A 21,921-nucleotide genomic window follows, 5' to 3' on the forward strand; every position below is an offset into this window, starting at 1 on the left:
GGCTTGATCGAACGCCGCTTAACGCGATGTCCACCACCGGGGGATCGCGGCGTGCAGAAGACGCCGGCGGACCCCCACGTCGCTGCACAGAGTATGGAATGATGCGTTGAGTGCCCGGTCCGAGCCCGCCCTGCCGCCGGCGACGCTGGTCGATGCCTTCGCTCGAAGCCCGTCGCCCATGGTGATCACCGACGCGCGCGCGCCGGACAATCCTGTTGCCTGGGCCAACGATGCGTTCCTGCAGGTTACCGGGTACGGCCTGCAGGAGGTCGTCGGGCGCAATTGCCGCATGCTTCAGGGCCCTGCGACCGACCGAACCGCCGTCGAGCGGATCCGCGCTGCGATTCAGGTGGCGGAACCGATCTCGGTGGAACTGCTGAACTATCGCAAGGACGGTACGCCGTTCTGGAACGCGATGACCATCACGCCGGTGAGCGATACGGAGGGCGTGGCGTTCTATTACGCCGCTCAGGCGGACATGACCTATGTCCATCAGCTCGAAGACACCATGCGTGACACCACCGGCGAGCTGGAACGCCTGGTCGAGGCACGCACGCATGCCCTGAGCGCAGCCCTGGAGCAGAAGACTGCCCTGCTGCACGAAGTCGATCACCGGGTGAAAAACAACCTGCAGGTGATCTCTTCGCTGATGCTTCTCAAGGCCCGCCGGACGCCGGAGGGCGAGGCGCGCGACGCGCTTCAGAACATGGCCGAGCGCATCGGTGCCTTGTCGACGGCGCACCGCCTGCTCTATTCCGAGGGGGACTGCGCGCATTTCAACCTCGGCGACTTCGCGGCCGAGTTCCTGGCCGACATGAATGCCGGCCTCGATCCGGAACTGCGCCGGATCGAGGCCGACGTTGAGCCGATCGCGGTGGCGGCCGCCATGGCGGCGCCGCTGGCCCTGCTCATCCACGAACTGACCGCCAATGCGTTGCGCCACGCCTTCCCGGACGCCCGCGAGGGGCGGGTCTCGATCGCCGCCCGGCGGACGGAGAGCGGCATGCACCTGACGATCCGCGATGACGGGGTCGGGCTGGCGGCCGTGTCGCCCAATCCGGCGGGTTTCGGGCGCAATCTCGTGGAGATGGTTGTGCGGCAGATGCGCGGAACCATAGCCTGGGCGGATGCCGGACCGGGCACCGTCGTGGAGATCGATATCCCGCTGAAGTCCGTGTCTTGAGTCTTGCGTGTGAACGCTCCAAGCTTGCGGCGGCGTCCACGGCACGGTGACACGGAGAACGCATGGGCACCGGGAACGCCGCGTTGGAAGCCGCGCTCCGCGTCCTCGTGGTGGAGGACGAGGCGCTGATCGCGCTCGAACTCGAATGCCTGCTGGACGAGCTTGGCCATATCACGGTGGGTATCGCCGGAAATTCCACCGAGGCCATCGCCATGGGCCGTTCGACCGCACCCGACGTCGCGCTGGTGGATATTCATCTCATCGACGGCCCGACCGGCATCGAGGTCGCCCGGGCGCTCTCGCAGGACCGGCGCACCACCGTGGTGTTCATGACCGCCAACGCGAAGCGCATCCCCAAGGATTTCGCCGGCGCCATCGGGGTGATCGCCAAGCCCTATTCCGAGCGCGTGGTGGCCAGCACCCTCGACTACGTGGCCGACCGGCGCGCCGGCCGCGGCGAGCCGGCTTGTCCGGACGGGTTCTGGCCTGCACCGGTCTGAGGGCTGGGTCGAACCGGTGCGGCGGCACTGAACCGTCTGCGAGGGACGATTCTTGGGCTGATCGAGAAGACGCGCAGCCCGGGACTGCCAAACCATTTCCCTTCCCTTGGACGGGAGCGGAGACCCGCGCGTGGGTCCAATCATTACCCCTATCCGGCAGCGATCTGTAAATCCGGTGGTTCCGCAGGGGTGAGTGGGAGCGCGCTATCGGCCGCTCCCACTCTCCAACCGCGACGTGCCAGAGGCGAACCCCTCAGCCCCGCCCTGCCCGCTCGCGCTTCAGCCGGTAGAGGGCATCCAGCGCCTCCCGGGGCGTCAGCGCATCCGGATCGATGGTGTCGAGCATCGCCCCGAGGGGATCCTCGGGGGGCGCCTCCGGGGGCGGAGGCGGCGCCAGGGCGGCGAAGAGTGGCAGGTCGTCGATTCGGGCTCGGGCGGGGCGGCCGCGCTCGGCCTTCTCCAGACTCTTGAGGATCGCCCCGGCCCGGGTCACGACGCTGCCCGGTAGCCCGGCCAGGCGGGCCACCTGAAGGCCGTAGCTGCGCTCGGCCACCCCCGGCACGACCTCGTGCAGGAACACGACGCCGTCCCGGTGCTCGGCCACCTTCAGGGTGGCGTTCTCAAGGCGGGCGAGGCGGTCGCCCAAAGCGGTCAGCTCGTGGAAATGCGTGGCGAAGAGCGCCCGGCAGGCGTTCACCTCATGCAGGTGCTCCAGGCAGGCCCAGGCGATGGACAGGCCGTCGAAGGTCGCGGTACCGCGGCCGATCTCGTCCAGGATCACCAGCGAGCGGCGGCTCGCCTGATTGAGGATCGCGGCGGTCTCGACCATCTCGACCATGAAGGTCGATTGCCCCCGGGCGAGGTCGTCGGCGGCGCCGACTCGGGAGAACAGCCGGTCGACCCGCCCGATCCGTGCCTCGGCGGCCGGCACGAAGGCGCCGATCTGGGCGAGCACCGCGATCAGCGCGTTCTGGCGCAGGAACGTGGACTTGCCGCCCATGTTGGGGCCGGTGATCAACCGGATCCGGCCGCGGGTCTCGCCCGTGAGGTCGCAATCGTTGGCGATGAACGGCTCCCCCGCCCGGCGCAGGGCCGCCTCGACTACCGGGTGCCGGCCGCCCGCCACGACGAAGCTTAGCGAATCGTCGACCACGGGCCGGCGCCAGTCGAGCTCGACCGCGAGTTCGGCGTGGCTCGCCGCCACGTCGAGGCCGGCCAGCGCCTCGGCGACCTCGGCGACGGCGTCGGCCCGGGCGAGGACGCGGGCCGAGAGGTCGTCGAACACCGCCGCCTCCAGGGCCAGCGCCCGGTCGGAGGCCCCCGAGATCTTGGATTCGAGCGCGCCCAGTTCGACGCTGGTGAAGCGCATCGCGTCCACCATGGTCTGGCGATGGACGAAGTCGCTCTGGAGTCCCTTCAGACAGGCTTCGCCGACGGATTGCGGAACCTCGATGAAATATCCGAGGAGGTTGTTGTGCTTGATGCGCAGCGTCCGGCAGCCGGTCTGCTCGGCGTAGCGCGCCTGCAGGGCGGCGACGACCTTGCGGGAATCCTGGCCGAGGATCCGGGCTTCGTCGATTTCCGCATGGTAGCCGGCCCGCACGAAGCCGCCGTCCCTCCGGCTCAGGGGAAGGTCGTCGGCAAGCGCCGCCGTCAGCGTCGCGATCAGCTCCGGATCGGCCGCGGCGAGGTGGCCGGCCAGCCGGGCGAGATCCTCCGGCAGGGCCGGGATGGCGGACATGCGCCCCCCGAGTTCCGCCGCCACGGCCAGGCCGTCCCGGATCGCCGCGAGGTCGCGCGGTCCCGCCCGGCCGAGGCCGGTCCGCGACAGGGCGCGGGCGAGGTCGGGGGCCCGGGCCAGGGCGTCGCGCAGGCCGCCGCGCAGGGCGGCATCGTCCACGAGATGCGTCACGGCGGCATGGCGCCGGGCGATGGCCTCGAGCTGGGTCAGCGGTCCGGCGAGGTGCTCGGCCAGGAGACGTGCCCCGTTGGCCGTCACGGTGCGGTCGATGGTGGCGAGGAGGCTGCCGGCGCGCTCCCCGGACAGGGTGCGGGTGAGTTCGAGATTGAGCCGGGTCGCCGCGTCGATCGCCAGTGTGCCGCCCGCATCCTCGCGGGTCGGGACCGCCAGGGTCGGCCGGGCCGCGAGCTGCGTCCGGGCGATGTAGAGGAGCGCGGCACCGGCGGCCGCGATCTCGGCCCGGGTGAACTGGCCGAAGCCGTCGAGGGTCGAGACGCCGTACTGCTCGCGCAGCCGCCGCTCGGCCGCCTGCGGTTCCAGTTCCGCCTGCGCGAGCGGCACGATCGCGGCGCGGCTCTCCTGCCAGAGCCGCGCCAGGGCGGGATCCGCGTGGATCGCCTCCGACAGGACGATCTCCCGCGGGTCGTGCCGGGCGATGGCGCCGGCGAGATCGCCACCCGCGACCTCGCTCAGGGCGAAGCGCCCGGTGGAGATGTCGACGGCGGCCAGACCGTAGGCGACCACCCCCTCCCCGGTCTTGCGACGTCCGATCGCCAGCAGAAGGTTGGCCCGGGCCGGATCGAGGAGCCGGTCCTCCGTGATCGTGCCCAGCGTGACGAGGCGCACCACCTCCCGGCGCACGACCGATTTCGGGCCCCGTTTCTTGGCCTCGGCGGGATCCTCGGTCTGCTCGCACACGGCGACCCGGTGCCCAAGGGCGATCAGGCGACTCAGGTAATCGTCGGAGCGCTCGACCGGCACGCCGCACATCGGGATCTCGGTCCCCGCGTGCCGGCCGCGCTTCGTCAGGACGATCCCGAGCGCCCGGGAGGCGATCTCGGCATCCTCGAAGAACAGCTCGTAGAAGTCGCCCATCCGGTAAAACAGCAGGCAATCCGGATTAGCGGCCTTGATCTCGATGTACTGCGCCATCATCGGCGTGGCGCCGGCCGGGTCGAGGCCGGGGGCGTGCGTGATATCGGCGGCGGGGCGGACGGCGGTTCGAGCCATGACGCCTCTTAGCAGAGCGGCGTCCGCGAATCAGGACACGTACACCGACGCGGCTGGGGAGAAGCCGCCGCGGCGGTGGATGATCGCAGGCTGCCGCTCCCGAAAGAGCGCGGCGCCGTACCCGTATCCTGAGGCTCAGTAGCGCGGGCCGCCCGTGGTGTTGCCGAGCTGCTGCTGATAGCCGGGCCGCGACGGATTGCGCGCGTTCGGATTGCCGTGGCGCATCGTGTTGAGGCGGCGCATCCGCCGCTCGTGGCGGGTGGAATGATGGCGGTGCATCCGGTGATGGTGATGCATCGCGATGGTCTCGACCAAGTCGTGCCCGGCCAGGCCGGACTGTGGCACGGCCGGAGCGGCCTGGGCGGTCGCCGTGGCGGCCATGATGCCGCCGAAGACGAAGCCCGCAGTCAACAGGGTGTGTAAAGACATCGTCGCGTATCTCCGGAGCGCTCTCATGAGCACCCACCCAAACGGAAAGTGATCGAATAGTTCCGGAATGTTGCGGAGAACGCAGGATTGAATTTATTCTGGACGCAGGATTAATCGATCGTCCTGAACGTACACCGCGCCCGATCCCTCGACGCTTCCGAGACTAGAAGAGGACCTGCAAGCCACGGCACATTTCGACTGTGCCGGATCCTCTGCCCCTCTACTATAGCGGCGTTCAAGCGAGGAAGTCGGCGAGATCGGCGTTGACCGAGGCCGGCTCCTCGTGCGCGAGCCAGTGGCTGGCGCGGTCGTACCAGCGGATCCGGCCGGCGTCGCAGAAGGCCAGGCTCGCCTCCGCCAGGCCCGGCTGCAGTGCGGTGTCCTGGCGCCCCCAGAGGATCAAGGTGGGGACGCGGACCCGCGGTGGCGTCGCCCGGGGCAGGCGAACCAGAGCGCGATACCAGTTCAGCATGGCGGTCATCGCGCCGGGCCGGAGCCAAGCCTCGACATAGCGGTCGAGATCGGCGGCCGCGAAGGCCCCCGGCCGGCTTGTGTTGGTCAGCGCGCGCCGCAGGGCCCGGCACCGATCCGCGGTGAGCAGGCGCTCGGGCAGGCCGGGGATCTGGAACAGGCCGACATAGGAGCTGCGCAGCCACTGGCCGGGATGGTGGCGCATGTAGTCGCCGACGATGGCGGGATGCGGCGCGTTCAGGATGGCGAGCCGCGCGATCCGGTCGGGATGCCGGCTCGCCAGCCACCACGCGACGATCCCACCCCAATCGTGGCCGACCAACCGGATTTCTGCGAAGCCGTAGGCGTCGGCCAGGGCGAGGACGTCGCCGGCCAGCCGGTCCAGATGATAGGCCTCGATGCCGGACGGCTTGTCGCTGAGGCCGTAGCCGCGCTGATCCGGCGCCAGGACCCGCAGGCCCGCCTCGGCGAGCGGGCCGATCTGGTGGCGCCAGCCGTACCAGAACTCCGGGAAACCGTGCAGCAGGATCGTCGGCGCGCCCGAAGTGGGGCCGGCTTCAGCCACGTTCAGGCTCAGCCCGGGTAGCGCGACCCGGCGAAAGGTGACACCTGCGACATCCATCGGCGTCGATGCTCCGTCTATCCGGGGGCGGTCCCGTCAGAAGCCGAGCGTGGCGCAGGCACCGGCTTCCGGCGAGAGCTGGTCGCGCAGGCGGACCGGGGAGGTTCGGGTCCACAGGCAGAGCAGGACGAAGGCCGCTCCCTCCAGCAGACCGCGGGCGGGATCGGCGGCGGGCGGGGCGTCGGTGCGGATCGTGTCGGGCTGGGTCATGGCGTCGAGCTCCAAGGGCCGTCTGTACTCGGGAGATCGGCGCACGGCCCCGCGGGTTACAGGGCCGCGCGGCGTCCGGGTGCGCTGCCGCACGCGGACGGATCAGCGCAGGGGGTCCAACCAGCGGGCGAGGCTGCCGCTGGCGATGCCCGCACGGGTCTCCTGGTAGCCGAGCTCGGCCGTTTCGCGGAACCGCGACCAGGCCCGCAGGTCGATCCCGGAGAGCTGGGGCTTCAGGACGACCGTGGCGTGGGCGGCCGCCATCAGGCTCTGGGCGTCGCTCGACACCGTGGCGGCGCGCAGCAGCAGCGGTGCGAGCCCCGGCATGGCCGGCGGCGAGCCGATGAGCCTGCGCACGAGGCGTCCGGTCCAGCCGCGCCGGGGCATGTCCTGGAAGGCCCGGTCGCTGCCGACGTCGACGGCCAGCACCGGCCCGCGCTCCAGGTCGGCGGCGACATCGGCCGGGAGGTTGTTCATCATGCCGCCATCGACCAGCACGCCTTCGTCGCAGATCACCGGCGGCAGCAGCCCCGGGATGGCGATGCTGGCGCGCAGGGCCTGCGTCAGCGCCCCCGCGCGATGCACCATCGTGCTGCCGGTGGTGAGATTGGACGAGACGCAGAAGAACGGCAGCCACAGATCCTCGATCCGCGCGCCGCCGTAGCGCGCGGCGAGTCCGGCATCGACCTTGGCGCCCCGGGTCAGGGCGTGGAGCGGCAGCGTGTAGTCGTTGATTGGGTTGCTGGTCGCGAAGAAGGCCTCGGTCTGGGCCTGGATCTCCGCGATGCTCCAGCCCATGGCGAGGCTCGCCGCGATGATCGCACCCATGCTGGTGCCGCCGACGAAGTCGGGGGCGCAGGACACCTCGTCGAGGGCCTTCAGCACCCCGAGATGGGCGAGCCCCCGGGCGCCGCCGCCGCCGAGGACGAGCCCCCGGGCGGCGCCGGAGGCGAGCCGGGCCAGGCGATCGAGATCCGCCGCCCAGCCGTCCCGGAGCTGGATGCGCAGCGCCGCGGGCAGCGCGGCGACGGCGGGATGCACCGGCTTCGGGCGCCGCGCCGCGGCGTCCTGCCGGACGACGAGATCCATCCGGATCCAGTCGGAGCGCACCCGCTCAAGATAGGCCGCCGCGCCCGGCCGCGGCGGCGCTCCCGGCTCGGCCAGCAGCAGCACGTGGTCCCCCCGCCGCTGGCTCTGCCGGCACCAGGGGCAGTCGATGTTCCGCGCCGCGAGGATCGTGCGCGCGTGCCGCGCCTCGAAGGCCTGGAACCACGCCTCGTCGGCACCCCCGGGCCAGTCGGTCAGGCAGCCGGTCTCCCCGGGCAGGAGCGCGTCGAAGGCGGCGGCGAGCCGGCGGGCCAGGATCTCGGGGTCGGGCCCGTCGGTGACCGCCAGGATCGTGAAGATCCGCGGTGCGTGGTGGACCGAGTAGCCGTCGTAGAGCGCGCGCAGCCGGTCGGCGAGCATCCGGGCGAAGTAGAGCAGCGTCTGCGGATGCTCGGCGATCACCGCCTCGAAGGCGCTGCGGGTGAGCTGCAGCAGGTGCGTGTCGCGCAGGGCGATCACCGTGGCCGCCCGGGGGGCGTCGGACAGGAGCGCCATCTCGCCGAAGATCGCCGGCGGCCGCAGGCGGGCGATCCGCGTGGGTACCCCGTTGTGGTCCCGGGCCGAGACGCCGACGGCACCGGAGACGAGCGTGTAGAGCGCGTCGCCGGTCGCACCCTGCTCGAACAGGATCCGGCCTGCCGGCACCGCGACCGGTACCATGCGGGCGCGCACGGCCGCGCCGGCCTCCGCATCGAGGCCGGCCAGGAACGGGATTTCGGGCGCGTTCACCGCCGCACCGCCGGATCCACGGTCGCGGGTGGTCCTGCCGCCGGGCGCAGGCGCATCGTCTCGGTCCCCCCATTCACGAGCCTCAGGCCAACATAGCGCAGCGGCTCCGCCAGGCCTTCTCCGTGACCGCGCGGGGCTTCTGAAACGCCGATCCCTTCGCGCCGTGGCCGCCATCCGGTACAGGCGGACCGGAGAACAGCCGGGAGGAAACGATGTCGGAGCGGATCGCGATCGTGACCGGGGCGGGCACGGGAGTCGGCAAGGCCGCCGCCCTGGCGCTCGCCGGTGCCGGGTGGCGCGTGGTGCTGTCCGGGCGTCGGCCGGCCCCCCTCGAAGAGACGGCGGCCGAGATCGGGGACGACCGCGCCCTCGCAGTCCCCACCGACGTCACCGATCCCGAGTCGATCGCCAGCCTGTTCGCCCGCACCCGGGATCGATTCGGGCGCCTGGACCTGCTGTTCAACAATGCCGGGATCGGCGCTCCGGCGGTGCCCCTGGAGGACCTGCCGCTGGAGACCTGGCGCCAGGTGGTCGACACCAACCTGACCGCGCTGTTCCTGTGCACGCAGCACGCTTTCCGGATCATGCGCGACCAGGATCCCCGGGGCGGACGCATCATCAACAACGGCTCGATCTCGGCGCATGCCCCGCGACCCAACTCGATCGCCTACACCGCGACCAAGCACGCCGTCACGGGTCTGACAAAAGCCACGTCCCTTGATGGGCGCGCCTACGACATCGCCTGCGGCCAGATCGACATCGGCAACGCCGACACGCCGATGGGCGGCAAGATGAAGGCCGGCGTCCCGCAGGCGGACGGGTCTCTGCGCGCCGAGGCGGTGATGGATCCCGACCATGTCGGCCAGGCGGTGCTGACCATGGCGAGCCTGCCGCTCGAAGCCAATGTCCAGTTCATGACGATCATGGCCACCAAGATGCCGTTCGTCGGACGCGGCTGAGCGGGGACCGGTCGGCGCCGCCGCGCGCCGCGTCCTCGCGCCCGGATCCGAGGTTTCGGCCGGGCGACAATGTGTGCCGGTTCCGCGCCGACCCGCCGCCAGGCCGCACGGCGTCGTTGCCGGCTGTGCATTTGTCGTGGCGATCCGCGCCATACGCGCGGCGACGCGATTGACGGCTCGATCTATAACTCATACAAATTCGACAACGAAGAGCGGGCGGGGCCAACCCAGCCTGAGTTGGGAGCGGGATCACGCCACCTCCACGCCGACTGAGCGGCCATGCCGCCACGGACCGCCCAGGGCGGCCGTGATGTTTCAAGACATTGACAGACTATCGGATTCCGCACTCGGCACATGGGGCGGCGAATTTCGATATTCGTCTGTCAAAACACGCGGGCCTGTAGGTGAGGTTCCAAGATCACGATCTGACAGTGCCGAAAGACAGGGATGACGCGGCGGGTTCGGTAGCCCGCACGCCGTCACCGGCACGACAACACGGACGGGGGGAATCATGTTCGCCAAGAAGAGGTTTCTCAAGCTGGTTCTCGGTGCCGCGCTCCTGGGTGGCGTGTCCATGCCGTCGGCGCAGGCCGCGAACGGCGATCCCATCGGCGTGGCCATGCCGACCAAGTCGTCCCAGCGCTGGATCGACGATGGCAACAACATCGTGAAGCTGCTGCAGACCAAAGGTTACAAGCCCGACCTGCAATACGCGGACGACGACATCCCGACCCAGCTCGCGCAGATCGAGAACATGCTCACCAAGGGGGTGAAGGTTCTCGTGGTCGCCTCGATCGACGGAACGACCCTAGGCGACGTGCTGTCGAAGGCCATTGAGCGCGGGGTCAAGGTCATCGCCTACGACCGGCTCATCAGGGGCACGCCGAACGTCGACTATTACACCACCTTCGACAACTTCAAGGTCGGCGTACAGCAGGCGACGTCCATCGTCGATGCGCTCGGCCTGAAGGACGGCAAGGGACCGTTCAACATCGAGCTGTTCGGCGGATCGCCCGACGACAACAACGCCTACTTCTTCTACGACGGCGCCATGTCGGTGCTGAAACCGTACCTCGACGCGAAGAAGCTCGTGGTGCGGTCGGGCCAGTTCGGCATGGACAAGGTCTCGACCCTGCGCTGGGACTCGGCCACCGCCCAGGCCCGGATGGATAACCTGCTCTCGGCCTTCTACGGCAATGCCCGGCTCGACGCGGTGCTCTCCCCCTACGACGGCATCTCCACGGCGATCATCTCGTCGGTGAAAGGCTTCGGCTACGGATCCGGGGGGCTCAAGCTGCCGGTGATCAGCGGCCAGGACGCCGAGTCGCAATCGATCAAGTCGATCATCGCGGGCGAGCAGACGGCGACAATCTTCAAGGATACCCGCGAGCTCGCGAGGGTCACGGTGGCGATGATCGACGCCATCGAGGCCGGCCGGCAACCCGAGATCAACGATTCGAAGACCTACAACAACGGCAAGAAGGTCGTCCCGTCATACCTGCTGACACCGGTGATCGTCACCAAGGACAACTGGAAGTCGGCCCTGGTCGATACGGGTTACTATACCCTCGAACAGCTAAAGTGACCGTCGGGCCGGCGCCGGCCCCTCGCGCAGCGTGCCGGATCGCGGAACCGGCACGCTGCGCCCGCGTCCCGATCCGCACCGTTCCGAAAGCCGAAGGCCACCTTTCGGGACGGTGCCCTGAATCCTGAGCCGGCATCCCACCGGCGCAGCCACATCTGTGCAGGCCGAGCCTGAAGGGGTCGCATGCAGCCCGTCCTCGAAATGCGGGGGATCTCCAAGACGTTCCCCGGCGTCAAGGCCCTCAACGACGTCAACCTCACGGTCGCGCCCGCCGAGATCCACGCCCTGGTCGGCGAGAACGGCGCCGGCAAGTCGACGCTCATGAAGGTGCTGAGCGGAGTCTATCCGCACGGCTCCTATGCGGGTGAGATCGTCTACGAGGGGCATCCGGGCCGCTTCCGGGACATCTCCGACAGCGAGCGCCTGGGCATCGTGATCATCCACCAGGAACTGGCCATGGTGCCGTTCCTGTCGATCGCCGAGAACATCTTCCTCGGCAACGAGCCGGCTCGGTTCGGCATCATCGACCGGGAGCAGGTCTATGCGCGGGCGCGCGCGCTCATGGCCACCGTGGGGCTCCACGAGAGCCCCGATACCCTGGTGACCCATCTCGGCGTCGGCAAGCAGCAGCTCGTCGAGATCGCCAAGGCCCTGTCCAAGAAGGTCAAGCTGCTCATCCTCGACGAGCCGACCGCCAGCCTGAGCGAGACGGACAGCGCGGCGCTGCTGCAGCTGCTGCTGAACTTCAAGGACCAGGGCATCGCGTCGATCCTGATCTCGCACAAGCTCAACGAGATCTCGAAGGTTGCCGACCGGATCACCGTCCTGCGCGACGGCACCACCATCGAGACCCTCGACTGCCGGAGCGAGGCGGTGGACGAGGATCGCATCATCCGGGGCATGGTCGGGCGCACGATGGCGAACCGCTATCCGGTGCGCGAACCGAAGATCGGCGCCCTGCTGATGGAGGTGCGCGACTGGACGGTCCACCACCCGATCCATCCCGACCGGGCGGTGGTGCGCAGGGTCGGCCTGACCGTGCGCCGGGGCGAGATCGTCGGGATCGCCGGCCTGATGGGCTCGGGTCGGACCGAGCTCGCCATGAGCATCTTCGGGCGGTCCTACGGACAGGGCATCAGCGGCACCGTCCGGATCGACGGCGCGACGGTGGACGTCTCGACGATCGACCGGGCGATCGCGGCGGGGATCGCCTACGTCACCGAGGACCGCAAGCAGCTCGGCCTCGTCCTGGGTGAGGACATCACCAAGAACACCACCCTGGCGAACCTGCCGGGGGTCTCCACCGCCGCGGTGATCGACGAGGCGTTGGAGCACCGGGTCGCGAGCGCCTATCGGAGCAAGATGCGGATCCGCTCCTTCGGCGTGTCCCAGCAGACGGTGAACCTGTCGGGTGGCAACCAGCAAAAGGTGGTGCTCAGCAAGTGGCTGTTTACCGAGCCCAAGGTGCTGATCCTGGACGAGCCGACCCGCGGCATCGATGTCGGCGCCAAGTACGAGATCTACAGCATCGTCAATGCACTGGCCGACGAGGGCCGGGGCGTCGTGATGATCTCGTCTGAGATGCCCGAACTCCTCGGCCTGTGCGACCGGATTTACGTCATGAACGAGGGGCGCTTCGTCGGCGAGTTCCCCCGCGCCGAGGCCAGCCAGGAAGCGATCATGCGCGCGATCATGCGCTCCAAGGACCTGAACGGATGACCGACTCCACTGTGCGCAACCCCATGATCCCCGTGAGCGAAGGACTATCAGGCCCCATGGCTGCCAGTGAGCCCCGCAGCGCGCCTCGATCCTGGCGCGGCTTCCTCCCGACGGCCCAGCTGCACGAATACGGGCTGGTCTTCGCCCTGGCCGTCATCACCCTGTTCTTCGAGTACACGACCGGCGGCGTGCTGTTTCAGCCGTTGAACCTGACCTACCTGGTCCTGCAGAACAGCTACGTCGTGGTGATGGCGCTTGGGATGCTGCTTGTCATCGTGGCCGGGCATATCGATCTGTCGATCGGCTCGGTGGTCGCCTTCGTCGGGGCGCTCGCGGCGCTGCTGATGGTCCGGTTCGGCGTCGATCCGCTGACGGCCACCGTCCTGTGCCTGGTGGTGGGCGCCGCGATCGGCGGGCTGCAGGGCTACTTCGTGGCGTATCTCGGTATCCCGAGTTTCATCGTCACCCTGGCCGGCATGCTGGTGTTCCGCGGTCTGACGCAGGCGCTCCTGCAGGGCGCCTCTGTCGGGCCGTTCCCGGAAGTCTTTCAGGCGCTCTCCAAGGGCTTCCTCGCCAATTTCGCCGGGCCTTGGACCGCGGTTCTGATCGCTCTCGGACTCACGATGTCGCTCGTTGGCCTGAACTGGCGCCGCCGGCAGGCGCGGGTCAGAAACGGCGGCCCGGCCGATTCTCCGGCGGCGTTCCTCGCCCGCAACGGTGTGACGACGATCGTGATCCTCGCCTTCGCTTACCAGATGAGCGACTATCGCGGCTTGCCCAACGTGCTGCTCGTGATGTTCGCACTGGTGATGCTGTACCAGTTCGTCACCACGCGGACGACGATCGGGCGGCGGATCTACGCGCTCGGCGGCAATGTCAAGGCCGCCCGCCTGTCCGGCATCAAGACCGAGCGGCTGACCTTTCTGACCTTCGCCAACATGGGCGCGCTCGCGGGCCTCGCGGGCTTGATCCTGGTCGCCCGTCTCAACACCGCGAATTCGAAGGGCGGCGTTGGGTTCGAACTCGACGCGATCGCCGCCTGCTTCATCGGCGGCGCCTCAGCGGCCGGCGGCATCGGCAAAGTGTCGGGTGTCGTGATCGGCGCTTTCATCATCGGAATCATGAACAACGGCATGTCGATGATGGGCATCGGCAGCGACTGGCAGCTGGTGATCAAGGGCGTGGTCCTGCTCGCCGCCGTCTGCCTCGACGTCTACAACAAGAACAACCGGGCCTGACCGAGCCGGCGCCGCTCACGACTGCCCCGGCGGCCGCCGATCGCCGTCGCGCCGCCGGTGGGCGGGTGCCTCCGGCAGGCGCGAGGCCGATTGCGGGACCTCCATCCGGAGCAGCCGATGGGATTTCGGAACCTCCGCGCTCGCGATCGCGCGACCGGCGGGTTCCGGTGGCAGGGTCTCGACCTGCCCAGGCCGCTTGGCGGGTGCGATGGCCGAGAAACCGCCGCAGAGGACCAGGCAGCCGAGGCCGATGAGGATGTCGTCCAGGTCGGGCTCGGACCGGCTCATCAGATAAGCGAGGCCGCCGAGGCCGAAGCCGGCGGCCAGGAGACGGTATGTCGAATCGCGGGACGGCACGCCTCTCCATCGGCGCAGCCCGGTTGCGGCCCGGTCAAACCGATCCGCTCAAATGTCGAGGTTCCGGCCCTCAGGTCTTGCGCGCCACCGTGAAGCGGGCGGCGTCCCGCAGGATCCGGGCGCCCTCGCCCCAGGGGCCGACCGCAACCTCGCAGACGCCGACGAGGCGGTCGCACTCGGCCCGGGCCCCGTCGAGGCCAAGGCGGTCGACCAGGGTCGCTTTCCCGGCCTCCTTGTCCTTGCCGGTGGCCTTGCCCATGGCTTCGGGCGAGGCCTCCCGATCGAGGATGTCGTCGGCGATCTGGAAGGCCTGGCCCAGGGCCAGACCGTAGCGCAGCAGGGCTGCCTTCTGGCCCTCGTCGGCACCGCCGACGATCGCGCCGGCCTCCACCGAGAAGGCCAGGATCGCGCCGGTCTTCATCGCCTGCATCCGCAGGGTGTCGTCCACGTCCAGGGTGGCCGTGCCGAAGCGGCCTTCGGCGGTGAGGTCGAGGAGCTGTCCGCCGACCATGCCGCCGAGTCCCGAGGCCCGGGCGAGGCCGAGCACGAGGTCGGCCCGGATCCGTGCGTCCGGCTGCCAGGTCGGGTCGGCCACGATCTCGAAGGCCAGCGTCTGCAGGGCGTCGCCGACCAGGATCGCGGTGGCCTCGTCGTAGGCCTTATGGACCGTCGGCTTGCCGCGGCGCATGTCGTCGTCGTCCATGGCGGGCAGATCGTCGTGAACGAGGCTGTAGCAATGCACCAGCTCGACCCCGGCGCCGGCGGCCAGCGCCGCCGCCTCGGAGCCGCCGAGCATCCGGGCGGTCTCGATGGCCAGGAACGGCCGCAGGCGCTTGCCGCCGCCCAGCACCGCGTGCCGCATCGCCGCCATGAGTCGGGGCGGCCGGGTGATCTCGCCGGCGCCCACCTCCGGTCCGAGCCGTTCCACCAGGAAGGTCTCGACCGTCCCGGCGACCTCGGTCAGCCTGTGGGTAAAGTCGACGGCTTGCGGACCAGTCTTGACCGAACCAGTCTGAGCCTGCGTTGAGGAGGTCGGGGTCATCGAGCGCTGCGTCCGGTCCTGGCCTTGCGAAAACCAATCGCGTGTCTGTTGCACGGGAACGAAATCACGGTGGGCGGGGTCGAAGGCAGGGGCGATGCGGCGGAACGCGATCTCCCGCGCGCCCGCCCGCGACGCCCCCGCCGTGTCCGCCAAGTCGTGGGGATGCTGCTGCTGCTCCCCGCCACCGGTTTCGGTCTCGTGCTCGTCTTGGCGCTCGTCTATAGCGCGATGATGCCGCCGTCGACCCTGATGCTTGGACGGTGGTTGACGCTTCAGCCGGTCAGTCGGGATCCGGTCCCGCTCTCGGCGATCGCGCCGGTGCTGCCGCAGGCGGTGATCGCCTCGGAGGACCAGCGCTTCTGCCTCGACAACGGCGTCGATCTCGGGGCGATCCGCGAGGTTGTGGAGGACGAGGATTCGCCGAGCCGCGGCGCCTCGACGATCGCCATGCAGACGGTGAAGAACGTCTTCCTGTGGCCGGGCCGATCCTACATCCGGAAGGGCCTGGAGATCCCGCTGGCGCTGGCCCTCGACGCCCTCTGGGGCAAGCGGCGGATGATGGAGATCTACCTGAACGTCGCCGAGTGGGGCGACGGGATCTACGGCGCGCAGGCCGCAAGCCGGCACTGGTTCGGCAAGGATGCGAGCCGGCTGACCCGCGGCGAGGCGGCGCTCCTGGCTGCCGTCCTGCCGAATCCGATCACCCGCAGCGCCGGCCACCCCTCCCCCGGGGTGCGCCGCCGCGCCGCGCGGATCCAGGCGATGATGGGTCAGGTCGAGGGGCTGACGGGGTGCCTGCGGCGGTAGCAGGCGCCCATCCGTCTCTGTAAGACGTGCCTTCGAAACGTGACACCCGGGGCCGACCTCCAATGACCGACGCCGTCTACGACCTCACCCTGGAGCGCATCGCGCTGATCCGCCGGATGGTCGTCGCCTGGGGCGGTGTCGAGCCGGGGGCGCCCACCGTCCACCCGGAGGCGCCCTATGGCAGCCTCGACCGGGACGGCGATATCGCCAACGTCACCGGTGACGACGAGGGCGCCGAGGAGGAGCACCGGGCCCTGGAGGACGGCCTCGCGGTCTTCGCACAGAATGCGCAGCTGAAGCCCGGCCGCTACCAGTATCACAATGCGCTGGCCAAGCTGGACCACAGCACGGTCGGCGACGTGTTCCGGGATGCGCAGACCGGCGAGACGCCCGAGCACATCACCTTCGCGGTGACCCCGGAGCATCTGGCGCTGATTCCAAGGCTCGGCTACGCCTGGGATACCGCCCGGGGCGTGCCCTATGTCGATCCCGCCCAGCCTTACGGCGGACCGGGTCCCTACACCGCCGATATGGCCCGCCACTTGGCTGCGGTCCCCGGAGCGGCCGCCAATGACGACGAAGATGCGCAGACGCATCTCGTCCGCCTCCACCGCGAGATGCAGCCGGCCCTGCAGATCTTCCTGCGCTACGCCGATCTCGGGCCCGGTACGTTCCGTCGGACCGGCGGGTCCCCGGCGTGGGAACCCGCCTGAGCGGCGGGCGGCTCAGCCCCCGCGCTTCCCGCGCTGCGCCAGCGTCCGCAGCCGGAGCGCGTTGAGCTTGATGAAGCCCGCCGCGTCGCGATGGTCATAGGCGACGGCGCCTTCTTCGAAGGTCACGAGATCCTGGTCGTAGAGGGAGTACGGGCTCTCGCGGCCGATCACGTGGACACCGCCCTTGTAGAGCTTCAACCGCACCGTGCCGGTGACCTTCTCCTGGCTCCGGTCGATCAGCGCCTGGATCATCTCGCGCTCCGGCGAGAACCAGAAGCCGTTGTAGATCAGCTCCGCGTATTGCGGCATCAGCTGGTCCTTGAGATGGGCGGCGCCGCGGTCGAGCGTGATCGACTCGATCGCCCTGTGGGCCGGCAGCAGGATCGTGCCGCCGGGCGTCTCGTACATGCCGCGGCTCTTCATGCCGACGAAGCGATTCTCCACGAGGTCGAGCCGCCCGATGCCGTTGTCGTGGCCGAGCTGGTTGAGCTTGGCCAGCAGGCTCGCGGGCGAGAGTTTCTCGCCGTCGATCGAGACCGCGTCGCCCTTTTCGAACCCGATGGTGATGACGGTCGGCGTGTCCGGCGCCTGCTCGGGCGAGATCGTCCGGGAGAAAACGTAATCGGGCACCTCGACAGCCGGATCCTCCAGCACCTTGCCCTCCGAGGAGGCATGCAGGAGGTTAGCGTCCACCGAGAACGGGCTCTCGCCGCGCTTGTCCTTGGCGATCGGGATCTGGTGTTGCTCGGCGAAGGCGATCAGCTGCTCGCGGGAGCGCAGGTCCCATTCGCGCCACGGCGCGATCACCGTCACGTCCGGCTTCAGGGCGTAGTAGCCGAGCTCGAATCGGACCTGGTCGTTGCCCTTGCCGGTGGCGCCGTGGCAGACCGCGTCAGCCCCGACCCGTTCGGCGATCTCGATCTGTTTCTTGGCGATCAGCGGCCGGGCGATCGAGGTGCCCAGCAGGTAGACACCCTCGTAGACGGCGTTCGCCCGGAACATCGGGAAGACGTAGTCGCGGACGAATTCCTCGCGCAGGTCCTCGATGAAGATGTTCTCGGGCTTGATCCCGAGCAGCTCGGCCTTGCGGCGCGCCGGCTCCAGCTCCTCCCCCTGGCCGAGATCGGCCGTGAAGGTCACCACTTCGCAGCCGTAGGTGGTCTGCAGCCACTTCAGGATGATCGAGGTATCGAGGCCGCCGGAATAGGCCAGCACGACCTTCTTCACGGGGCTCTTCGCGGGGACGGACATGCGGCTTCCGGAACTGAGGCGGGGCATCCGCGGCTTATCGCGGGTGTCATCGGCCTGCAACCGGCGTGCCGTCTCGCGCGTAGGCCCGATGCCGGAGGATCGGCCGCGTTTCGCCTCACGGCGGCCTTGCGGCTGTGCAAGAAACGGCGCGGGCGTTGCCTGTCGTCATCGCCGCGTGAGTGCATCGGAGAAGCGAAGTCTATGGCGCGCCAGCCGATTCTGGAGTTCTGGTACGAATTCGCCTCCACGTATTCGTATCTCGCGGCGATGCGCGTCGAGGACGCCGCCGCGGAGGCCGGGGTCGCGGTGCGGTGGCGGCCCTTCCTGGTCGGGCCGCTCTTCGCCTCGCAGGGCTGGACGTCCTCACCGTTCAACCTCTACCCGGCCAAGGGCAAGAATATGTGGCGGGACGTCGAGCGCGAGGCCGCGCGCCTCGGCCTGCCACCGCTGACCCGCCCGGCCCAATTCCCGCAGAACAGCCTCAGCGCCGTGCGGGTCGCCATCCTGGGCCAGGACCAGGATTGGCTGGTGCCGTTCTCGAAGGCCGTCTTTGCCGCGAGTTTCGCCGAGGGCCGCTCCATCGCGGAGCCCGCTTCCGTCGCCGAGATCCTCGACACGCTGGGCCTAGACGGGACGCAGACCGTGCGGGCCGCCGCCGCCGAGGCCAACAAGACCAAGCTGCGGGTCAGCGTCGAGGAGGCGCGCTCCCGCGGAATCTACGGGGCCCCGACCTTCCTGGCGGATGACGGCGAGCTGTTCTGGGGCAACGACCGGTTGGAGCAGGCACTGGCCTGGGCCGTGGGCGAGCGGCCGAAGGGCCTCCGGTAGGGCCACGTTCACCCGGCCCGGCCATCAATCCGACGCGACCCCGTCGTTCCGATCCGCCTGCGGCCCGAGCGGACCCGCGATGCCCCGGACGAGACTCATGCCTTTTTCCCGACGTCACCTCCTCGCCGCCGCCGGCGTCGTGCTGGGCTCAGGCCTCGGCCGCGCGGCCGCGCAATCCTACGGACAGCGGGTCGCGGTCAACGGCGACGACGGGAAGCCGGTCGCCAACGCGATCCTGCCCGGGGAGATCACAGGCCAGATCCCAACCTTGCACGGCGTCACCTATGTCGGGCCGCGCGATCCCGGGACCACCCTCTACGAGTTCTTCGACTTCAACTGTCCGTATTGTCGGAAGGCCGCGGCCGACGTCGTGGCACTGCACGACGGCGACGCCGAACTGCGCATCGGGCTTGTCCACAATCCGATTCTGTCGCCGCAATCGGCCCAGGCCGCCAAGGTCATGCTGGCCGTGCAGCGCAGGCTCGGATCGGAGGCGGCCTGGGGCTTCTATCGGACCGTTCTCGGCAAGCCAGGCCGGATCGACGGGCCCGGCGCGCTGAATGCGGCCACCGCCCTGGGCGTTCCGCAGGCGGAGATCGAGGAGATCGCCGACAGCGACGAGGTGCGCGTCGCACTCAAGAGCCAGATGCGGATGGCCGCGGATCTCGGGCTCTACGCCACGCCGTCCTACGTTCTCGGCAACAGCGGCATCCTCGGCCATCCGGGGGCCCGCGCGATGGCGAAGATGATCGCGAGCATGCGGCGCTGCGACCGGCTCGCCTGCTGAGGGCCGCCCGGCGTCACACTTCCGCCGTCCTACCGCGCAGCGACAGCCGCGTCCGTGTTGCGCGCGGCCATGCCGGCATGCTAGGCGGTCGCCGCGCCACAAGGGGCGGTCTTCGACCCTGCCCGCTGTCGGCGCGACCCCACGTCCCGAACGGTCTCGCACCGCGCTCCCCGCCGGAGCGCACGGAGCGGGCGGGCAACCAGAGAAGAGAGCGACGGGTGGCGCAGAACGGTTCCGAGGCTGGTCCCCTGGTCGCAGGCGTGGCGGGCCGGTACGCTTCCGCCCTGTTCGACTTGGCGCGCGACGAGCGCCAGGTCGACGCCGTCGCCGAGGCGCTCGGTCGGTTCGAGGCAATGTTGCGGGAGAGCGCGGATCTGCGCCGCTTGGTCCGCAGCCCCGTCTTCGGCGCCGAGGAGCAGGCGGCCGCCATCGGCGCGGTGCTCGACAAGGCCGAAATCGGCGGACTCGCCGCCAACTTCATCCGCCTGGCGGCCTCCAACCGCCGGCTCTTCGCCCTCCCCGACATGATCACCGCGTTCCGGGCCCTGGTGCAGGATTCGAAGGGGATCGTGCGCGCCCAGGTGCGGGTGGCCGAGAAGCCCTCCGACACCGTGATCGAGGAGATCAAGGCGTCGCTGCGCGACATCGCCAAGGCCGATATCGACCTCGACCTGATCGTCGATCCGAGCCTGATCGGCGGCCTGATCGTGAAGATGGGATCGCGCATGGTCGACGCGTCCCTCAGGACCAAGCTCAACGGTATCCGCCTCGCGATGCGGGCCGCGCCGTAAGCGCCCCCATCCGATCCGAACACGCACAGAACGCATCAGCGACAGAGGCCCGAGTATGGACATCCGCGCCGCCGAGATCTCCGCGATCCTGAAAGAGCAGATCAAGAACTTCGGCGAGGAGGCCGAGGTCTCCGAGGTCGGGCAGGTACTGTCCGTCGGCGACGGCATCGCCCGCGCCTACGGCCTCGACAACGTCCAGGCCGGCGAGATGGTCGAGTTCGAATCGGGCGTGCGCGGCATGGCCCTGAACCTCGAGCAGGACAACGTCGGCATCGTGATCTTCGGCTCCGACCGCGAGATCAAGGAAGGCCAGACCGTCAAGCGGACCGGCGCCATCGTGGACGTGCCGGTGGGCAAGGGCCTGCTCGGCCGCGTCGTCGACGCGCTGGGCAACCCGATCGACGGCAAGGGCCCGATCACCTCGACCGAGCGTCGCCGGGTCGACGTGAAGGCCCCGGGCATCATCCCGCGCAAGTCGGTGCACGAGCCGATGGCCACGGGTCTGAAGGCGATCGACGCCCTGATCCCGGTGGGCCGCGGCCAGCGCGAGCTGATCATCGGCGACCGCCAGACCGGCAAGACCGCCATCGCCCTCGACACGATCCTCAACCAGAAGCCCGGCCACGCCGCAGGCGGGGACGAGAAGTCCAAGCTCTACTGCATCTACGTCGCCATCGGCCAGAAGCGCTCGACGGTGGCCCAGTTCGTGAAGGTGCTGGAGGACCAGGGCGCCCTGGAATACTCCATCGTCATCGCCGCGACCGCCTCGGACGCCGCGCCGATGCAGTTCATCGCGCCCTTCGCCGGCTGCGCCATGGGCGAGTATTTTCGCGATAACGGCATGCACGCCGTGATCGTGTACGACGATCTCTCGAAGCAGGCGGTGGCCTACCGCCAGATGTCGCTGCTGCTGCGCCGCCCGCCGGGCCGCGAGGCCTACCCGGGCGACGTGTTCTACCTGCACAGCCGCCTGCTCGAGCGCGCCGCCAAGATGGGCGACGCCGCTGGCAACGGCTCGCTGACCGCGCTGCCGGTCATCGAGACCCAGGCCAACGACGTCTCGGCCTACATCCCGACCAACGTGATCTCGATCACCGACGGCCAGATCTTCCTCGAGACCGACCTGTTCTACCAGGGCATCCGCCCGGCGGTGAACGTCGGCCTCTCGGTGTCGCGGGTGGGCTCCTCGGCCCAGACCAAGGCGATGAAGAAGGTCGCCGGCAAGATCAAGGGCGAGCTGGCGCAGTACCGCGAGATGGCGGCCTTCGCGCAGTTCGGCTCCGATCTCGATGCTTCGACCCAGCAGCTCTTGAACCGCGGGTCGCGGCTCACCGAACTCCTGAAGCAGCCGCAATTCTCGCCGCTGAAGATGGAGGAGCAGGTCGCGGTTATCTACGCCGGCGTGAACGGCTATCTCGACAAGATGCCGGTCAGCAAGGTCCGTCCCTTCGAGGATGCGCTGCTGAGCACCCTGCGCACGAAGCACAAGGATCTGCTCGACGCGATCGCCACCTCGAAGGACCTGTCGGACGAGAGCGCCGGCAAGCTGAAGGGCGTGGTCGAAAGCGTCGCCAAGTCGATTGGGTAAGGCATCCCGATCCGCTGAGGCAGCGGCCCCTCCT

At 69.3% G+C, this 21,921-nt stretch carries 20 protein-coding genes; 12 read left to right on the forward strand and 8 right to left on the reverse strand.

From position 1 onward, the window contains the following. The first annotated feature begins 106 nt into the window (after positions 1 to 106). Together AC3IF3_RS02645 and AC3IF3_RS02650 are read left to right on the forward strand one after the other, a co-directional pair. On the forward strand, positions 107 to 1,183 hold the full coding sequence (locus tag AC3IF3_RS02645; RefSeq protein WP_489227147.1) for a histidine kinase dimerization/phosphoacceptor domain -containing protein: 1,077 nt from the start codon (positions 107 to 109) through the stop codon (positions 1,181 to 1,183). A 62-nt stretch (positions 1,184 to 1,245) separates the two neighbouring features. Continuing rightward, positions 1,246 to 1,683: a response regulator gene (locus tag AC3IF3_RS02650; RefSeq protein WP_489219592.1), complete on the forward strand. Its 438-nt coding sequence runs from the start codon at positions 1,246 to 1,248 to the stop codon at positions 1,681 to 1,683. A 253-nt stretch (positions 1,684 to 1,936) separates the two neighbouring features. Here the strand turns inward: AC3IF3_RS02650 and mutS are convergent, their stop codons facing one another. The 5 genes from mutS to AC3IF3_RS02675 all read right to left on the reverse strand — a co-directional run bounded on the left by mutS (position 1,937) and on the right by AC3IF3_RS02675 (position 8,222). Further along, the gene (gene mutS, locus AC3IF3_RS02655) at positions 1,937 to 4,654 is read right to left on the reverse strand and encodes a DNA mismatch repair protein MutS (protein ID WP_489227149.1); all 2,718 of its coding nucleotides are present in this window, start codon (positions 4,652 to 4,654) and stop codon (positions 1,937 to 1,939) included. 135 nt (positions 4,655 to 4,789) lie between these two features. Beyond that, a complete protein-coding gene (locus AC3IF3_RS02660; RefSeq protein WP_489227151.1) occupies positions 4,790 to 5,083 on the reverse strand; it encodes a hypothetical protein in 294 nt (97 codons plus the stop codon). A gap of 235 nt (positions 5,084 to 5,318) precedes the next feature. Further along, positions 5,319 to 6,176: an alpha/beta fold hydrolase gene (locus AC3IF3_RS02665; RefSeq protein WP_489227152.1), complete on the reverse strand. Its 858-nt coding sequence runs from the start codon at positions 6,174 to 6,176 to the stop codon at positions 5,319 to 5,321. A 36-nt stretch (positions 6,177 to 6,212) separates the two neighbouring features. After that, complete coding sequence (locus AC3IF3_RS02670; RefSeq protein ID WP_243973503.1) at positions 6,213 to 6,386, reverse strand: hypothetical protein; 174 nt, start codon at positions 6,384 to 6,386, stop codon at positions 6,213 to 6,215. A 102-nt stretch (positions 6,387 to 6,488) separates the two neighbouring features. Beyond that, positions 6,489 to 8,222, reverse strand: a complete 1,734-nt coding sequence (locus tag AC3IF3_RS02675) for a patatin-like phospholipase family protein (protein ID WP_489227154.1) — start codon at positions 8,220 to 8,222, stop codon at positions 6,489 to 6,491. A gap of 212 nt (positions 8,223 to 8,434) precedes the next feature. Here AC3IF3_RS02675 and AC3IF3_RS02680 point away from each other — a divergent pair, with 212 nt between their 5' ends. The 4 genes from AC3IF3_RS02680 (at position 8,435) to mmsB (ending at position 13,723) form a co-directional block, all read left to right on the forward strand. Beyond that, positions 8,435 to 9,181 carry an SDR family oxidoreductase gene (locus tag AC3IF3_RS02680; RefSeq protein WP_489227155.1) on the forward strand — a complete coding sequence of 249 codons (747 nt, stop codon included), beginning with the start codon at positions 8,435 to 8,437 and terminating at the stop codon, positions 9,179 to 9,181. Between the two features lie 574 nt (positions 9,182 to 9,755). After that, the gene (gene chvE / locus AC3IF3_RS02685) at positions 9,756 to 10,766 is read left to right on the forward strand and encodes a multiple monosaccharide ABC transporter substrate-binding protein (RefSeq protein ID WP_489231221.1); all 1,011 of its coding nucleotides are present in this window, start codon (positions 9,756 to 9,758) and stop codon (positions 10,764 to 10,766) included. A gap of 183 nt (positions 10,767 to 10,949) precedes the next feature. Beyond that, the gene (gene mmsA, locus AC3IF3_RS02690; protein WP_489227156.1) at positions 10,950 to 12,485 is read left to right on the forward strand and encodes a multiple monosaccharide ABC transporter ATP-binding protein; all 1,536 of its coding nucleotides are present in this window, start codon (positions 10,950 to 10,952) and stop codon (positions 12,483 to 12,485) included. Positions 12,486 to 12,541: 56 nt separating this feature from the next. Next, complete coding sequence (mmsB, locus tag AC3IF3_RS02695) at positions 12,542 to 13,723, forward strand: multiple monosaccharide ABC transporter permease (protein WP_489219603.1); 1,182 nt, start codon at positions 12,542 to 12,544, stop codon at positions 13,721 to 13,723. Positions 13,724 to 13,738: 15 nt separating this feature from the next. On the opposite strand, the gene AC3IF3_RS02700 is transcribed toward mmsB, so the two are convergent. Both AC3IF3_RS02700 and AC3IF3_RS02705 read right to left on the reverse strand, forming a co-directional pair. Continuing rightward, positions 13,739 to 14,080, reverse strand: a complete 342-nt coding sequence (locus tag AC3IF3_RS02700; RefSeq protein WP_489227158.1) for a hypothetical protein — start codon at positions 14,078 to 14,080, stop codon at positions 13,739 to 13,741. 70 nt (positions 14,081 to 14,150) lie between these two features. Then, the gene (locus AC3IF3_RS02705; protein WP_489227160.1) at positions 14,151 to 15,122 is read right to left on the reverse strand and encodes a polyprenyl synthetase family protein; all 972 of its coding nucleotides are present in this window, start codon (positions 15,120 to 15,122) and stop codon (positions 14,151 to 14,153) included. A gap of 162 nt (positions 15,123 to 15,284) precedes the next feature. On the opposite strand from AC3IF3_RS02705, the gene mtgA reads away from it, so the two are divergent. Further along, on the forward strand, positions 15,285 to 15,929 hold the full coding sequence (gene mtgA, locus AC3IF3_RS02710) for a monofunctional biosynthetic peptidoglycan transglycosylase (RefSeq protein ID WP_243973496.1): 645 nt from the start codon (positions 15,285 to 15,287) through the stop codon (positions 15,927 to 15,929). A 62-nt stretch (positions 15,930 to 15,991) separates the two neighbouring features. Then, positions 15,992 to 16,642 carry a hypothetical protein gene (locus AC3IF3_RS02715; RefSeq protein ID WP_243973495.1) on the forward strand — a complete coding sequence of 217 codons (651 nt, stop codon included), beginning with the start codon at positions 15,992 to 15,994 and terminating at the stop codon, positions 16,640 to 16,642. Positions 16,643 to 16,654: 12 nt separating this feature from the next. Here AC3IF3_RS02715 and AC3IF3_RS02720 read toward each other — a convergent pair whose 3' ends face one another. Then, positions 16,655 to 17,893 carry an argininosuccinate synthase gene (locus AC3IF3_RS02720; protein WP_489219607.1) on the reverse strand — a complete coding sequence of 413 codons (1,239 nt, stop codon included), beginning with the start codon at positions 17,891 to 17,893 and terminating at the stop codon, positions 16,655 to 16,657. A gap of 201 nt (positions 17,894 to 18,094) precedes the next feature. Here AC3IF3_RS02720 and AC3IF3_RS02725 point away from each other — a divergent pair, with 201 nt between their 5' ends. From AC3IF3_RS02725 to atpA, 4 genes are all read left to right on the forward strand, one after another. Continuing rightward, a complete protein-coding gene (locus tag AC3IF3_RS02725) occupies positions 18,095 to 18,721 on the forward strand; it encodes a 2-hydroxychromene-2-carboxylate isomerase (protein WP_243973493.1) in 627 nt (208 codons plus the stop codon). Positions 18,722 to 18,818: 97 nt separating this feature from the next. After that, positions 18,819 to 19,508: a DsbA family protein gene (locus tag AC3IF3_RS02730; protein WP_489227162.1), complete on the forward strand. Its 690-nt coding sequence runs from the start codon at positions 18,819 to 18,821 to the stop codon at positions 19,506 to 19,508. Positions 19,509 to 19,726: 218 nt separating this feature from the next. After that, positions 19,727 to 20,299 (forward strand): F0F1 ATP synthase subunit delta, encoded by a 573-nt coding sequence (locus AC3IF3_RS02735; protein ID WP_243973491.1) that lies wholly within the window; start codon positions 19,727 to 19,729, stop codon positions 20,297 to 20,299. 55 nt (positions 20,300 to 20,354) lie between these two features. Continuing rightward, on the forward strand, positions 20,355 to 21,887 hold the full coding sequence (gene atpA / locus AC3IF3_RS02740; protein WP_489219611.1) for a F0F1 ATP synthase subunit alpha: 1,533 nt from the start codon (positions 20,355 to 20,357) through the stop codon (positions 21,885 to 21,887). Positions 21,888 to 21,921 lie beyond the last annotated feature (34 nt).

The sequence above is a fragment of the Methylobacterium sp. J-118 genome (genome assembly GCF_057836565.1).

Bases quoted from the DNA above. Each gene is read 5' to 3' on its own strand.
- mmsA (WP_489227156.1), top strand. From the start codon at position 10,950: ATGCAGCCCGTCCTCGAAATGCGGGGGATCTCCAAGACGTTCCCCGGC.
- AC3IF3_RS02720 (WP_489219607.1), bottom strand. From the start codon at position 17,893: ATGTCCGTCCCCGCGAAGAGCCCCGTGAAGAAGGTCGTGCTGGCCTAT.
- mtgA (WP_243973496.1), top strand. From the start codon at position 15,285: ATGCTGCTGCTGCTCCCCGCCACCGGTTTCGGTCTCGTGCTCGTCTTG.
- AC3IF3_RS02725 (WP_243973493.1), top strand. From the start codon at position 18,095: ATGGCGCGCCAGCCGATTCTGGAGTTCTGGTACGAATTCGCCTCCACG.
- AC3IF3_RS02715 (WP_243973495.1), top strand. From the start codon at position 15,992: ATGACCGACGCCGTCTACGACCTCACCCTGGAGCGCATCGCGCTGATC.
- AC3IF3_RS02680 (WP_489227155.1), top strand. From the start codon at position 8,435: ATGTCGGAGCGGATCGCGATCGTGACCGGGGCGGGCACGGGAGTCGGC.
- AC3IF3_RS02665 (WP_489227152.1), bottom strand. From the start codon at position 6,176: ATGGATGTCGCAGGTGTCACCTTTCGCCGGGTCGCGCTACCCGGGCTG.
- mutS (WP_489227149.1), bottom strand. From the start codon at position 4,654: ATGGCTCGAACCGCCGTCCGCCCCGCCGCCGATATCACGCACGCCCCC.
- AC3IF3_RS02660 (WP_489227151.1), bottom strand. From the start codon at position 5,083: ATGTCTTTACACACCCTGTTGACTGCGGGCTTCGTCTTCGGCGGCATC.
- atpA (WP_489219611.1), top strand. From the start codon at position 20,355: ATGGACATCCGCGCCGCCGAGATCTCCGCGATCCTGAAAGAGCAGATC.
- AC3IF3_RS02670 (WP_243973503.1), bottom strand. From the start codon at position 6,386: ATGACCCAGCCCGACACGATCCGCACCGACGCCCCGCCCGCCGCCGAT.
- AC3IF3_RS02650 (WP_489219592.1), top strand. From the start codon at position 1,246: ATGGGCACCGGGAACGCCGCGTTGGAAGCCGCGCTCCGCGTCCTCGTG.
- chvE (WP_489231221.1), top strand. From the start codon at position 9,756: ATGCCGTCGGCGCAGGCCGCGAACGGCGATCCCATCGGCGTGGCCATG.
- AC3IF3_RS02730 (WP_489227162.1), top strand. From the start codon at position 18,819: ATGCCTTTTTCCCGACGTCACCTCCTCGCCGCCGCCGGCGTCGTGCTG.
- mmsB (WP_489219603.1), top strand. From the start codon at position 12,542: ATGGCTGCCAGTGAGCCCCGCAGCGCGCCTCGATCCTGGCGCGGCTTC.
- AC3IF3_RS02705 (WP_489227160.1), bottom strand. From the start codon at position 15,122: ATGACCCCGACCTCCTCAACGCAGGCTCAGACTGGTTCGGTCAAGACT.